The organism is Pontibacillus litoralis JSM 072002, assembly GCF_000775615.1.
Taxonomy (GTDB): domain Bacteria; phylum Bacillota; class Bacilli; order Bacillales; family BH030062; genus Pontibacillus; species Pontibacillus litoralis.
Window position 1 is genome coordinate 21,302 of the sequence record NZ_AVPG01000010.1, and the last position, 13,614, is coordinate 34,915.

14 protein-coding genes and 1 riboswitch are annotated in these 13,614 nt (G+C 38.5%); of the genes, 5 read left to right on the top strand and 9 right to left on the bottom strand.

The window, feature by feature from the left end; translation table 11 throughout:
• Positions 1-113: 113 nt before the first annotated feature.
• Genes N784_RS07950 through N784_RS07960 form a run of 3 tightly spaced genes read right to left on the bottom strand, consistent with a single transcriptional unit; the run spans position 114 to position 4,161 of the window.
• Positions 114-1,661: an acyl-CoA carboxylase subunit beta gene (locus N784_RS07950; RefSeq protein ID WP_036833955.1), complete on the bottom strand. Its 1,548-nt coding sequence runs from the start codon at positions 1,659-1,661 to the stop codon at positions 114-116.
• Complete coding sequence (gene mce, locus N784_RS07955; protein WP_036833956.1) at positions 1,661-2,491, bottom strand: methylmalonyl-CoA epimerase; 831 nt, start codon at positions 2,489-2,491, stop codon at positions 1,661-1,663. The genes N784_RS07950 and mce overlap by 1 nt, the downstream gene beginning before the upstream one ends.
• Positions 2,492-2,508: 17 nt before the next feature.
• A complete protein-coding gene (locus tag N784_RS07960; protein WP_036833958.1) occupies positions 2,509-4,161 on the bottom strand; it encodes an acyl-CoA mutase large subunit family protein in 1,653 nt (550 codons plus the stop codon).
• Positions 4,162-4,395: 234 nt separating this feature from the next.
• Here N784_RS07960 and prli42 point away from each other — a divergent pair, with 234 nt between their 5' ends.
• Complete coding sequence (gene prli42 / locus N784_RS16605) at positions 4,396-4,551, top strand: stressosome-associated protein Prli42 (protein ID WP_232305991.1); 156 nt, start codon at positions 4,396-4,398, stop codon at positions 4,549-4,551.
• Between the two features lie 192 nt (positions 4,552-4,743).
• On the opposite strand, the gene N784_RS07965 is transcribed toward prli42, so the two are convergent.
• Entirely contained in the window at positions 4,744-6,759 is a 2,016-nt protein-coding gene (locus N784_RS07965; RefSeq protein WP_036833960.1) for a penicillin-binding transpeptidase domain-containing protein, read from the bottom strand.
• Between the two features lie 19 nt (positions 6,760-6,778).
• A complete protein-coding gene (locus N784_RS16610) occupies positions 6,779-6,952 on the bottom strand; it encodes a hypothetical protein (protein WP_156965207.1) in 174 nt (57 codons plus the stop codon).
• Between the two features lie 230 nt (positions 6,953-7,182).
• Here N784_RS16610 and N784_RS07970 point away from each other — a divergent pair, with 230 nt between their 5' ends.
• Both N784_RS07970 and N784_RS07975 read left to right on the top strand, forming a co-directional pair.
• A complete protein-coding gene (locus N784_RS07970; protein ID WP_052127205.1) occupies positions 7,183-8,271 on the top strand; it encodes a D-alanyl-D-alanine carboxypeptidase family protein in 1,089 nt (362 codons plus the stop codon).
• 123 nt (positions 8,272-8,394) lie between these two features.
• The gene (locus N784_RS07975; protein ID WP_036833962.1) at positions 8,395-8,928 is read left to right on the top strand and encodes a dihydrofolate reductase family protein; all 534 of its coding nucleotides are present in this window, start codon (positions 8,395-8,397) and stop codon (positions 8,926-8,928) included.
• Between the two features lie 6 nt (positions 8,929-8,934).
• Here N784_RS07975 and N784_RS07980 read toward each other — a convergent pair whose 3' ends face one another.
• From N784_RS07980 to N784_RS07990, 3 genes are all read right to left on the bottom strand, one after another.
• Positions 8,935-9,444, bottom strand: a complete 510-nt coding sequence (locus N784_RS07980; RefSeq protein WP_036833964.1) for a L,D-transpeptidase — start codon at positions 9,442-9,444, stop codon at positions 8,935-8,937.
• 51 nt (positions 9,445-9,495) lie between these two features.
• On the bottom strand, positions 9,496-10,449 hold the full coding sequence (locus tag N784_RS07985) for an aromatic acid exporter family protein (protein WP_036833966.1): 954 nt from the start codon (positions 10,447-10,449) through the stop codon (positions 9,496-9,498).
• 62 nt (positions 10,450-10,511) lie between these two features.
• Positions 10,512-10,943 carry a BrxA/BrxB family bacilliredoxin gene (locus N784_RS07990; protein ID WP_036833969.1) on the bottom strand — a complete coding sequence of 144 codons (432 nt, stop codon included), beginning with the start codon at positions 10,941-10,943 and terminating at the stop codon, positions 10,512-10,514.
• A 277-nt stretch (positions 10,944-11,220) separates the two neighbouring features.
• Positions 11,221-11,329: riboswitch (SAM riboswitch) on the top strand.
• A gap of 93 nt (positions 11,330-11,422) precedes the next feature.
• Between N784_RS07990 and N784_RS07995 the strand changes: the two genes are divergently transcribed.
• The gene (locus N784_RS07995; protein ID WP_084600188.1) at positions 11,423-12,472 is read left to right on the top strand and encodes a homocysteine S-methyltransferase family protein; all 1,050 of its coding nucleotides are present in this window, start codon (positions 11,423-11,425) and stop codon (positions 12,470-12,472) included.
• Between the two features lie 170 nt (positions 12,473-12,642).
• Here N784_RS07995 and N784_RS08000 read toward each other — a convergent pair whose 3' ends face one another.
• Entirely contained in the window at positions 12,643-12,903 is a 261-nt protein-coding gene (locus N784_RS08000) for a 2Fe-2S iron-sulfur cluster-binding protein (protein ID WP_052127206.1), read from the bottom strand.
• Positions 12,904-13,051: 148 nt separating this feature from the next.
• Between N784_RS08000 and N784_RS08005 the strand changes: the two genes are divergently transcribed.
• Positions 13,052-13,591, top strand: coding sequence for a hypothetical protein (locus tag N784_RS08005; RefSeq protein ID WP_036833971.1), 540 nt, complete (start codon positions 13,052-13,054; stop codon positions 13,589-13,591).
• The last annotated feature ends 23 nt before the right edge of the window (positions 13,592-13,614 follow it).

Here is a 13,614-nt window from a genome sequence, read left to right on the forward strand (position 1 = left end):
CTCCTTCAACTATGTAAAAAAAGGAAGTTCGTAGTCGAGCTTCCTTATCGATGAATAATGCTACTAACAAGCATTACTTCTATTATACAATATTATTTCTAGTACGTTAAATGTTATAATGGCATATTGCCGTGCTTTTTAGCCGGTCGATCTTCCTGTTTGTTTTTCAACATGTCTAAAGCCTGAATTAAAATAATCCGCGTATCTCGTGGATCTATCACATCATCAACCATCCCTAAGCTAGCCGCTACATACGGGTTAGCAAAACGCTCTCGATATTCATTAATTTTCTCTTGCCTAACGATTTCAGGTTGCTCGCTTTCTTTAATTTCCTTTGCATATATTATATTAGCTGCTCCATCTGGTCCCATAACCGCAATCTCAGCGTTTGGCCAAGCATAGACAAGATCAGCTCCAATCGATTTACTATTGAGCGCAACGTATGCACCTCCGTAAGCTTTTCTCGTAATAACCGTCACTTTAGGAACAGTCGCTTCCGAATACGCATATAAAATTTTAGCCCCGTGCCTAATAATGCCACCATGTTCCTGTTTAATACCAGGAAAAAATCCTGTCACATCTTCAAATGTGATGATTGGAATATGAAAGCAGTCACAAAGGCGAATAAATCGAGCTGCCTTATCAGATGAATCAATATCAAGACCACCAGCCATATATTTTGGTTGATTACACACTAAGCCAATCGTCTTTCCTTTAATTCGAGCAAAACCTACGACAATATTCTTGGCAAAGTCAGGATGAATCTCAAAGAAAGAATCTTTATCTACTACCTGTTCAATTACTCTCCGAACATCATAAGGTCGAATCGAATCAAATGGAATAACATCTGTTAAATCCGGCCTGTAATGATCTGCCTCATCCATCTCGACTTGCTTGGGAATTTCTTGATTGTTTGCTGGTAAATAGCCAATTAAAGTTCGTACTTTTTCTAATGCATCTTCTTCTGTTGCTGCTTTCAAATGGGCGTTACCACTTTTCGTATTATGTACACGGGCTCCGCCGAGATTTTCCGAACTTATTTTCTCCCCAGTAACCGTTTCAATAACTTTCGGACCTGTAATAAACATTTGTGACGTTTCTTCCACCATAATAACGAAATCAGTTATAGCTGGAGAATATACCGCTCCGCCTGCACAAGGCCCCATAATAACCGATATTTGCGGAATAACACCCGAATAAATAGAATTACGATAAAACACTTGCCCATATCCATCAAGCGAGGACACACCTTCTTGAATACGCGCTCCACCAGAATCATTTAAACCGATGAACGGAGTACCATTCTTTACGGCTAAATCCATCGCTGCGGCAATCTTTTTGGCATGCATCTCTCCTAACGCCCCACCAAAAACCGTAAAATCTTGCGCGAATAAATACACATCTTGACCGTTAATTTTACCAAAGCCAGTAACAACACCTTCACCTGGCGCTTTTTTTTCTTCCATTCCAAATCCAGTACCTCTGTGTTCCATAAATGGGCTCAATTCGACAAATGTACCTTTATCCAACAAATAATCAATCCGTTCTCGTGCTGTCATCTTCCCTTTTTGTCGTTGCTTTTCAATACGTTCATCCCCACCCCCTAATTCCACCATACGTCGTTTATCGTATAATGCATTAATTTTGTCAAAGATGTCCATTATTCTTCCTCCTTCTCAAGCTGACATAGTTCCATTAGAACACCGTTTGTTGCTTTCGGATGGAGGAAAGCGACTTGGGATTGATGAGCCCCTAATTTCGGCGTATCATGAATAAGGGAAATCCCTTTCTCTTTGTAATGTCGTAATCGCTCTTCAATATCTGTTACTTCCACTGCAATATGATGGATTCCCTCTCCACGCTTTTCCATAAATTTTGCTATTGGCGAGTTGTCATCGGTAGGCTCTAACAATTCAATTTGCGTTTCCCCTATCTCGACAAAAGCAACTTTCACTTGTTCTGACGCTACTTCTTCCACGCCAGTTAAACGAAGACCTAATGCATTTGTATAAAAAGGTAACGCTTGTTCAATGCTGTTTACTGCAATGCCTATATGTGCTAATTTCTCTGGTGGGGTTAAACTTGATGTTTGTTCTGGTTGAAGGATACGTTTAATGTATAAGGCTGTTTCTTCTGTAGGAGTTCCTGGTGTAAATATTTTGTGGATACCTTGTTTTTCCAAAGGTGGGATGTCTTCATACGGAATAACCCCTCCGCCAATTACTGGGATATCTTCTGCGTTGTGCTTCTTCAATTCTTCTATTACTTTAGGAAAAAGAGAATTATGTGCTCCAGATAAAGAAGAGAGCCCTATCACATCTACATCTTCCTGAATGGCCGCTTGAACAATTTGTTGCGGTGATTGTCTTAATCCTGTATAAATGACTTCCATCCCGTGATCTCGCAAAGCTTGTGCAATAACTAAGGCACCTCGATCATGTCCATCCAATCCAGGTTTTGCTATTAACACGCGAATTTGCTTATGTTCCATTGTCATTACCTCCTTCGCTACATTCCTGTATATTCTCCATATTCATTACGCAGTACGTTACATATTTCACCTACAGTGGCATAGGCTTTAACTGCATCTAAAATAAGAGGCATTAAATTGATAGTTGTTTGTTGTGAAGCCTTTCTAATCCGATTGAGCGCTTGTTCAACGGCAATAGCATCACGCTCGGTGCGAACGGACTGTGTTTTCTTTATTTGTTGTTTTTCTAGCTTCTCATCTACACGTAACAGTTCTTCATTGACCTCTTCTTCAATTTTAAATTGATTCATGCCTACGATGATCTCTTCTCTTTGCTCAATCGCTTTTTGAGATTGATAGGCTGCATAATGTATTTCTCGTTGCATAAACCCTTCTTCAATGGCTTGTACTGCTCCACCTAAATCACTAATCTGTTGTAAATAGTCGGTTACCTCTTTTTCCATATTATCTGTCAACTTTTCTACATAATAGGAACCCGCTAACGGATCAACAGTGTCCGCCACTCCACTTTCATGGGCAATGATTTGTTGAGTCCTTAAAGCAATACGAGCAGACTCTTCAGTCGGTAAAGCTAATGCTTCATCACGAGAATTCGTATGCAAGCTTTGTGTCCCACCCATAACAGCAGATAACGCTTGGATAGCAACACGGACAATGTTATTATCTGGCTGTTGAGCAGTTAAGGTAGACCCACCTGTTTGCGTGTGAAAACGAAGCTTCCAACTTTTCGGATTTTGAGCTTGATAATGTTCTTTCATTATTTTTGCCCAAATACGCCTAGCTGCTCGAAACTTCGCTACTTCTTCAAAAAATTGATTGTGCGCATTAAAGAAAAAAGCGAGCCTTGGCGCAAATTGATCTATATCGAGGCCAGAAGCTAAAGCTGCATCGACATAAGCCATCCCATTTGCAATCGTAAAGGCAAGCTCCTGAACAGCAGTAGAGCCTGCTTCACGAATATGATAGCCAGAAATACTAATGGTGTTAAAGCGTGGCAAGTGCTCCTGACAATATGCAAAAATGTCTGTAATAATTCGCATCGATGGCTTCGGAGGATAAATATACGTTCCTCTAGCAATATATTCTTTTAAAATATCATTTTGAATCGTACCCGTTAGTTTCTCTTTCGGTACACCTTGCTTTTCCCCAACCGCAATATACATACATAACAAAACGGAAGCCGGTGCATTGATGGTCATCGATGTACTCACTTTATCTAATGGAATTTGATCAAATAACGTTTCCATATCAGCCAATGAATCAATGGCTACTCCTACTTTCCCTACTTCTCCTTCTGCCATTGGATCATCTGAGTCATAACCAATTTGAGTAGGTAAATCAAATGCAACCGATAAACCAGTTTGCCCTTGATCTAATAAGTAACGAAACCGTTCGTTCGTTTCTTTAGCAGAACCAAATCCCGCATATTGACGCATCGTCCAATAGCGACTCCGATACATTGTTGGCTGAATTCCTCTTGTATATGGGTATTGACCTGGAAATCCTAATTTATCCATATATGTTTTATCTATTTCGTTTGGACTATACAACCGTTCAACTGTAATGTGCGAGCTTGTTTCAAATAGTGATTTTCTTTCTGGAAATCTTTCTGTCACTTGATCTGCTTCTTTTTCCCATTGTGCATGCTGATTTTCATACTTAGAAGTCATCAGCCCATCCCCCTTTTTCTCTCTTAACTGCTAATCTTCTACACACAAACAAGAAAACCCTTTCAATATTCCGACAATTACATTATATCATGAATCTTCGCAATAATTGAATAAAAGGTTGTATAAATGAATGGCTTCGTTTCATTTTTTAGTGCATTCCTCAGGAAGTAACTTGTCCTTTTGACGAAATAAAGGTAAAATAACGGTAGCACTTCGCCCGAAGGAGGATTATCCGTGTCAGCAAAAACGGCTAACAAGAAACAACCAATGCAGCAAGAACTAAAACGCAAACCATCTAAACGTCAAAGAAGACAAAAATTTGTTATCTACTTAATGATTGTATCCATGCTTCTATCTTCTCTATTAGCTGGAGCATCGTTCTTCCTATAACAATGGAAGTAGGACTGTCTTCGAATACAAATGCATTCACGTTCAAGAAGATGATTTCGGTATAAACCGAAATCATCTTTTTTAATGAAACGTATAATAGCTGGACTAAAACCTAAAAAAACCCTGAATGCGGGCACTTTTAGGAGCGTCCCATATTCAGGGTTTCGTATACTATGAAATCCAAGCTGTTCTTTATTCAGCGTGTTGTTGAAAAATTTGCTTCACATACTCTTCTACACTTTGACTTCCATCTTTCGTATCTTCTATCATCATAGATACCATTAAGTCCTTTTTATCGGTGTTCCAAGCAACAAACCACCCTAGCTCTTTACCTTTCTCCCCTTGTTGTTCCTTGATTTCTGCCGTTCCCGTCTTCCCTGCAATCGCTATATTGTCCACAACTGGTTTATAGGCCGTTCCTTGTGGATGGGAAACAACTTTCTTTAAACCAGTTGTTACTTCTTCGATTGTTGCACTGGAGATGACATCCTCATGCCAAGCCTTTTTCTTCTCTTTCCCTTTTTCCATTACTGGTTGTAGTAACGTTCCACCGGTGACAAATGGCGTATACGATAACGCTGCGTGTAATGTACTCATCTGTACTTGTCCTTGTCCATAACCTGTATCTGCGAGTAATACGTCACTTTCGAACGGACCTTCTGTAATGATTTGTGATGAGTTAATAGGATATAAGAAAGGTATTTTTTCCCCGAAACCAAATTGCTTACTTTCTTGTAAGAAACGTTCTCCACCAATATCTAACATCGACCTAGCAAAATAAATATTATCTGAACGATAGAGTGCCTCTTCTAAAGTAACAGCATTATCGGTCGCTGCCCCACTCACACGATTAACAGAATAATTCCCCCACCCATCTTGTGAGTAGGATTTTCCTTCAATTTTCATTTCTTTATTAGGGTCAATAACATTTGTTTCTAAACCGACTGCTGCTGTAATGGCTTTAAAGGTCGACCCAGGAGAATACGTACTAGAAAAACGATTCATCAACGGATTTGTTGAATGTTCAACCAGCTTATTGTATTCCGCTCCACTCATCCCTAAAATAAACTGATTTGGATCATAGGCCGGACTACTTACTAACGCCTTTACTTCCCCTGTTTGTGGGTGAATGGCTGCCGCTGAGCCCATTTGCCCATCCATCTGTTGGTAAATATCTTGTTGCAACGTTGCATCAACCGTTAAATGAATATCTTCTCCATTCTTTGCATCCGTACTTGTAAGCGCCGTCTTCTTCTCCCCCTGTTCGTCAATTATCGACACTTCCCCTCCTGGTGTGCCACTCAATGATAGTTCGAGTACATTTTCTAATCCTGTGCGTCCGACTACTGAATGTTTCGTGTATCCTTTATCTTCCCAATCTTTTAATTGCTCTTCTGTAATACTACCAACATAGCCTATTAAATGAGCAGTTGCTTCTCCTTGAGGATACACACGGGCATTCATTTCTTCAAATTTCGTTCCATTTAACGGCCTTAGCTCTTCTATTAGTGACGTATTATCTTTTGATACGGACTTAAGAGGAACAAACGAGCCATCTGTGACCCATTCTTGATTTAATTTATCATTGATTTCTGAGACTTTCATATCAAGTAAAGATGCTACTTTTTTCTTTACTGCTTCTTCATCCCCTTGCATCCATTCTGGTACTAATCCAATTTGAATCATCGTACCGTTAACAGCTAGAGGCTCTCCATTTACGTCAAAAATTTCCCCTCGTGCTGGTTGTACTGCTTTTGCCCTCACTTGATCGCCAGCTTCCATCTCAGGGAAAATCATGGATGGACTCCACTTCATCCCCCAACGAGATTCCTCTTCTCCTTCTTCGTAAACGAACGTTGCTTTATGAGTGGAGGTAATTGTACCACCTAACGTTTCCATGCTTAATTGATAGTCAAAAGACGGCATATCCTCTTCTTTATATGTATTTTCTTCTTCCGGCAATTTGTATTCTACTTGTATGTTACTAGCTTCTATACCATCATAAATCGTTTCGTACCGATTGATAAACGCTTCTTCGGAAATGCTCTTTTTTGACTCTGCTGATAACGCGCTGTACATTTTATCATACGCTTGTTCATTCCAAGCATCCATATATTGTTGGAATGTCGTTTCTGGCTTTGGTTTTTCAGAACAGCCAACCAATACAAATATAAAAAATACACTAAATGAGAACAATAACTTTTTCATCACCATTTCCCCCTACCTCTTAAATGTCTCCTTCTTGCTCATGTTTCGTTGACCGATGCACATTTTCATGTATATCCTTTACCATCTGAGCAGTGGTTGATCGCTCAATCGCCGTTTTTACAGCATAATAGACAATGCTAAACAATGCGAAAGCTCCTACAATAAAAATTAAAAACAAGTAAATAATACCCATCACAATTCCTACCTTCCCTTATTTCAACCTAAAAAAAAACCATTTTATCACTTTTTATCACGTCTTTTTTACAATGATATTAAAATTACATTACAATGGTTGAAATATAGTTCTTTTAACCCATGTTTGTATTATAATAAATCATAGCGAAATTTTATTACACATAATCCCTTTTATTTTACCATTAAATTACCTTTACACAAAATGAAATAGGAAAAGGAGTCTAAGCGATGCAGAAGATACGAACGATATTCGTCCTATTCGGTTGTTTATTTTTCGTTTATGGCACTACTGTTTCTGCTGAGGAGAAGAAAACGCAGCAGATCGATTCGATTATTTCCAGTGAAGCAGCCGTTTTAATGGACGCCAAATCAGGACAAATTCTTTATAGTAAAAAAGGGGAAAAGCTAATGTACCCCGCTAGCCTAACCAAAATCGCAACCGCTATCTACGCAATAGAAAATGGTAACTTACAAGATGTTGTTACAGTTTCTGATCATCTAAAAGAGGTAGAGGGTTCTAAAGTCTACCTTGAAGCAGGCGAACAACTGACGTTAAACAAGTTACTGCATGGATTGTTAATAAATTCTGCTAATGATGCTGGAGTAGCAATTGCGGAACATTTACACGGGTCTGTAGAAGCATTCGCTCATGAACTCAATACGTATTTACAAGATGAAATTGGCGTAAAACATACGAGCTTTAAAAACCCACATGGACTTTTCGAGGAAGATCATCAAACTACTGCTGTTGATTTAGCGAAAATAACCGAATATGCCATGGAAAACGAAACATTTCGCGAAATAATCGGAACGAAACAATATGAATGGACCAATCAGCAATGGGAAACGACGTTATATACCCACCACCGCATGTTACGAGAATCTCCTTATGATGGAGTAACAGGAGGAAAGACTGGTTTTATAGACGAAGCTGGAGTCACACTTGAGACAACAGCTGAGCGGGATGGTTTAAGTTTAATTGTCATTACCCTTAATAGTGATACCCAGAAGGAAGCTTATGAAGATACACGAAATCTATTAGACTATGGATTTAACAATTTCGAAACAAAGAGGATTAAAGAAGGGACTATTTTTGAAAGTCCATTCCAACAGTGGAATTCACCGAAAGATTTATACTTCACGGTACGTAAAAATAGTCAGTACACTACAGACGTTCAATATGGAATCTTGAACATTTATGCAATGCAAAATGAACCTATTGCATCGTTCCCTTTGCACTACCGTTATGAAACTGACAATAAGCACCATTCCAATATGGTCCGAAACGAGATTATATCCTTAATAGCCTTTCATTAATATCGAGCCCAAATTCCCTAATGATTTGGGCTTCTTCATAAATAAATGGTACATAAATATTGTAATTCATAGCTATAGATGATACACTCAATGCGAACATACATTCTTAACAAGGAGGACACAATGAGCCAAAAACGACATGTAGTATTATTTATTGCTAGCAGTTTAGATGGATATATTGCAACAAAGGATGAGTCTCTTGAATGGTTATTTAAAGTAGAAGGGAAAGGAGATAACGGATTTTCACAATTTTATGAAACTACGGATACCATTTTAATGGGTAAGAAAACATATGATTGGATTATAAAGCAAGGTATGGAACATTTTCCGTATAAGGACAAAGATTGTTATGTATTCACAAGGTCTACTATGGAAGATACAGAAGATGTCAAGGTTGTTCAAAATGATGTAACGTCGTTTGTACAAAGTCTTAAGAACCAATCAGGAAAGAACATATGGATTGTAGGTGGAGGAGAATTGCTACATACATTCTTACAAGCTCATTTAGTTGATGAACTTATTATAACAGTTGCTCCGACGCTGATTGGTACAGGGATACCGTTATTTAAAGAAAGAAATGATCACATCAATCTATCATTAAAAGACACGCAGAAATTCAACCAATTCGTTGAACTACATTATGAAGTTATCAACTAAAATGCCTTATTTCTCTTTCACAGCATTGAATTGTTTTGCCAATTCGACAAAGGTTTGATTACTCGATACAACAGCTATCTTCGTTCCAATTGGAATGCGATTATATAAATATTCCACGTCTTTATTGTGCATACGAATGCAGCCATTTGACACGTACTTCCCTATAGATTCAGGTCGATTAGTGCCATGAACCCCGTACATTCGGCCATCTGTATGCAGTGCGTCAAACCCTATCCACCTTGTACCTAACGGATTACGAGGATCACCACCAGGAATGTTTAGTTTACGGTAATAAGGATTAATTGCTTTCACTGTAAACGTGTGCACACCCTCAGGGGTTAAATCAGCCGTTTTTCCTGTCGCTACATGGAATACGCGTTGCACGTTCCCTTTATCAATATATGCGAGCTGATTCGTTTGTTTATTTACAATGACCATAGGGTACCCAGGCGATGGGTTCTCCCCTACTGGCCATATAGGAGACATAAATAATAAAAAAACGAGCAAGCTTTTCATACCTTCTCTCCTTTGAAATGAAAGTTATATGTAGCTTGCCCGAAACATGTATTATATATCACTTTTCTTAAACATACGCTTAATAATTAAATATTGTTCCACCTCATTTAATAAAGTAAATAAATTGGCTCTTTCCTCAAATTCCTCTCTCGTTATCGGCAATGTTTGTTGTTCAAACTCTTTACGCATATCCTTAATGTCATTTAAAAACAAAACTGCCGTATTTCCTGGGTGAATATTTTTTGATAAATCTTCGAAAAAGTCAGCAATGCGCATCGATTCTCCTGAAGCATTATGAATTCGACTAATTAGCGGAAGCATTCTTTCTAATAAATCAAATTGCTTCTGTCTCATCTGAAAATAATGATAATATTCATGGTGCCCTTTAAAGAGTCGGTTCTCCACATCACGATAAGCTAACGCCTTCGATTCGTCTAAAATTTCTGCTGTAATCGTTATTTCGTGCCCTGTCCACTCTTGATCACCTGTTCGAAGATAAAAAGCCATTTCACGAAAAATTGCGGCAAAATTTTGCTCAACTAATTGCTGCTTTTTCTTTAATTTCGCTTCCAAACTAGGCATATACAAGTTTAACAACAAGGCGACACCTATTCCTACGGTAATCAATAAAAACTCATTAACTAACGTTTCACTAGTTATATCCCCAGAATCATACAAATGCAAAATAATAACCGAACTTGTCACTATTCCTTGATGCACTTTTAGCTTAACCGTTGTTGGAATAAACAGCAGCAACATAATCCCTATCGCAAGAGGGTTGTAACCAATGATATTAAAGAAAGCAAAGGAAAACATCATAGCTAACAAACAAGCGGCAAATCGAGAAGAAGCACTTTCTATCGACCTTTTTCTCGTGTTCTGTATACACAAAATGGTTAAAATACCAGCTGAAGCAAAGTTGGTAAGGGAAAGCATTTGAGCAATCCATATTGCAATTGGTGTGCCGATTGCCGTTTTGATCGTACGATATCCAATTTTCACAATTTTATCTCCTTACATGAAAATGACGAAAAAGATGGCCATTTGACCATCTTTTTCGTAGTTTCTTACACTTCTTCACAATGTTGATCAAAGATTTTTTGTAAGCGATTCACTACTTGAATTGGATCAAACCCTTCAATATCGTGACGCTCTACCATCGTTACAATCTCCCCATCCTTCAGAAACGCAAAAGAAGGAGAAGAAGGTGGAAAGCCTTTAAAATATTCACGCGCACGCTCGGTTGCCTCTCGGTCTTGTCCAGCAAAAACTGTTACAAGGTGATCCGGCCGTTTATCATAATGAATTGAATGAGCAGCAGCTGGACGTGCAATACCTCCTGCACAACCGCATACTGAATTTATCATGACTAAAGTCGTTCCTTTACGTTGTAATGCTTCATCTACTTCTTCAGGTGTTGTTACATGCTCATAACCAGCTTGTTCCATCTCTGTACGAGCTTGTGTAACAACGTCATTCATAAACAAATTAAAATCCATGGATGCATAGCTCCTTTATATTGGTGTTACTTACTACCGTCATATTACCAAGTTTTACGCACCGTTTCAACGGAAATGTGAAGAATGCGGTTTGCATAAACGTAATCGTTCCACATTCTACAAATAATTTAGAAATTACTAGCCGCGCCACGCAACAGCAATCATATTGCCCAAACTAACTAAACACCTATCATTTCTTAATATTCAAAAAACAAAGAAAATATATTGACCTCTTTTATTCCATGACTTATAATGATTGGTAATTGCATAGTAGTATCTCTTATCAAGAGTGGCTGAGGGAATAGGCCCTGTGAAGCCCGGCAACCTTTCTATTTTCGACGGAAAAGGTGCTACATCCTACAGGCAATACGTCTGAAAGATAAGAGGAGGAATCCATACATACGCCCTCTTCTTATTTTGGAAGAGGGCTTTTTGTATTCCCTTCTATTCTAATATAGATGTCAAGGAGGAAATGATTGATGAAACGATCCCTAGAACAAAGACTTAAAGATGGACCGGTTATTTGTGGAGAAGGATATTTATTCGAGTTGGAACGCAGAGGTTACTTACAAGCAGGTTCCTTTGTACCAGAAGTGGCATTAGATAATCCCGAGGCGCTTAAGCAAACGTACCGTGATTATATGAATGCTGGGTCAGACGTTGTTCTTGCTTTTACGTATAATGCTCATAGGGAAAAAATGAGGATTATTGGAAAAGAACAATTGCTAGAACCACTAAACCGTCAAGCGATTCGTCTAGCAAAGGAGGTAGCAAAGGAGCACCCTCATGAAGAGGCGTTAGTAGCTGGGAACATTTCGAATACGAACTTATTTGACCCAACTGATGAACACGCTAAACAAACCGTTCGACAAATATTCAGAGAGATGGTGGGATGGTGTAAGGAAGAAGGTGTTGATTTTGTAAATGGAGAAACGTTTTATTACTTCGAGGAAGCGCAGATTGCTTTAGAAGAAATTGCAAAACAACAGTTACCCGCCGTAATTACGCTCGGGTTAATGGGGGAAAACAAGTTACGTGATGGCTATAAAGTGGAAGAGGCTTGTCACCTGCTACAACAAAATGGCGCGTTAGTCGTTGGCATGAATTGTTTCCGTGGTCCCCAAACGATGCAGCCCTATATCGAGAAAATTAGAGCGACAACCGCTGGATACGTGGCTGCTTTACCTGTTCCATATCGTACTTCAGAAGCACACCCTACTTTCTTCAACTTACCTGATATTGGTTGTGCTTGTCATTTGCCAACCGAAACGACATTTCCTACTTCCTTAGATCCTCTTTATTGTAATCGTTACGAACTTGCACAATGGGCAAAGGAAGCCTTTAATATCGGAGTGAATTATTTCGGCTTATGCTGCGGGGCATCACCAAGTATGTTAAGGGAAGTAGCCGAAACAGTTGGCCGGAAAACTATAAATTCAAAGTACTCCCCAAATATGGAGAAACATTTCTTGTTCGGAACAGATAAAACGTTGAAAAAACACAATGTTGCTTATCGCGTAAAAGCATAATTATGATTAGGATTGTGACTAATAGACGCTGCGTTAAAACCAAAACTAACAGTAGCTGCAACTATACTACATGAATAATCAGGCCCACCTTAACAAAAAAGCTCTTTCCTACTGTTGTAAGAAAGAGCTCTATTCCTTAATATTTATCCATTACTTCAAGACGAAAGACTTTACACGTTTAATGGTACCGTTTGACAAGCTAACCGAAAACCATTCGATAATTCATCTTCTAATTTTGTATGTTCTTTCGGTGTTGGCTTATTTACAGCATCTTGTCCAGTTAATAATTCAACTCTACAACGTGTGCAGTTCCCTTTTTGACACTTATAATCCAACGGAACCTCCTGCTCAAATGCAGCAGCTAATAACGATTTCCCTTTAACCGCTTCAATCTCATACACGTTGCCTTCTTGTTGTACTTTGATTAACATTACTATTCCCCCTGCTTATGTAAAGTTCGCTACTTACATTAACTATTGTATGGGTAATCCATTAAAGTAGCAAGAGAGCACCCCCTCTACTCACTTGCTGCTGATATATCAAAAGTTAGGGAACATCACATGACAAGGAGGTAATGCAATGAAGAAAATGGGTGTATTATTTTTCGTAACTTTCCTATTGTTTGGGTGTTCAAATGAAGTGAAAGTTAAAGAAGAGAACGTAACAGAAAGACCCCCATTAGAAGAACAAATCACGAATATAATGACAGAAAACACTTTACCGAATAAAGAAATTATTGATTATGACATTAAAGGAGATTTTATTTACGTCATATTTAAAAATAACTATGACGGCACTTCTCATTATCCTGATTTAATCATTTTAAAAGAAAATAATGGAAAATTACAATGGCATGCAGGTCCAAATGATCGCACTAAGTCAATAAGTATTGAAATAGGACATGCACTGTTATTTGCAAGAGACGAAGGACCAACTGTTACGATTATTATGCCTGATGATTCCCCAAATGTAAAAGGAGTGAAAGTGTTAGGAGAAACTAGCAAAGCGGTAACTTATTTAGAGGAATTTACAGATGATATATCAAAGCAGTATACGTATTGGATTGCCTACACAGAAGAAGTTCCTACACATGAAGATTTTGACATCATTATGCAGTAAAGGTTATTGCGAAGTAGTTCATA

Bases quoted from the DNA above. Each gene is read 5' to 3' on its own strand.
- N784_RS07950 (WP_036833955.1), bottom strand. From the start codon at position 1,661: ATGGACATCTTTGACAAAATTAATGCATTATACGATAAACGACGTATG.
- mce (WP_036833956.1), bottom strand. From the start codon at position 2,491: ATGGAACATAAGCAAATTCGCGTGTTAATAGCAAAACCTGGATTGGAT.
- N784_RS07960 (WP_036833958.1), bottom strand. From the start codon at position 4,161: ATGACTTCTAAGTATGAAAATCAGCATGCACAATGGGAAAAAGAAGCA.
- N784_RS07965 (WP_036833960.1), bottom strand. From the start codon at position 6,759: ATGAAAAAGTTATTGTTCTCATTTAGTGTATTTTTTATATTTGTATTG.
- N784_RS16610 (WP_156965207.1), bottom strand. From the start codon at position 6,952: ATGGGTATTATTTACTTGTTTTTAATTTTTATTGTAGGAGCTTTCGCA.
- N784_RS07970 (WP_052127205.1), top strand. From the start codon at position 7,183: ATGCAGAAGATACGAACGATATTCGTCCTATTCGGTTGTTTATTTTTC.
- N784_RS07975 (WP_036833962.1), top strand. From the start codon at position 8,395: ATGAGCCAAAAACGACATGTAGTATTATTTATTGCTAGCAGTTTAGAT.
- N784_RS07980 (WP_036833964.1), bottom strand. From the start codon at position 9,444: ATGAAAAGCTTGCTCGTTTTTTTATTATTTATGTCTCCTATATGGCCA.
- N784_RS07990 (WP_036833969.1), bottom strand. From the start codon at position 10,943: ATGGATTTTAATTTGTTTATGAATGACGTTGTTACACAAGCTCGTACA.
- N784_RS07995 (WP_084600188.1), top strand. From the start codon at position 11,423: ATGAAACGATCCCTAGAACAAAGACTTAAAGATGGACCGGTTATTTGT.
- N784_RS08000 (WP_052127206.1), bottom strand. From the start codon at position 12,903: ATGTTAATCAAAGTACAACAAGAAGGCAACGTGTATGAGATTGAAGCG.
- N784_RS08005 (WP_036833971.1), top strand. From the start codon at position 13,052: ATGAAGAAAATGGGTGTATTATTTTTCGTAACTTTCCTATTGTTTGGG.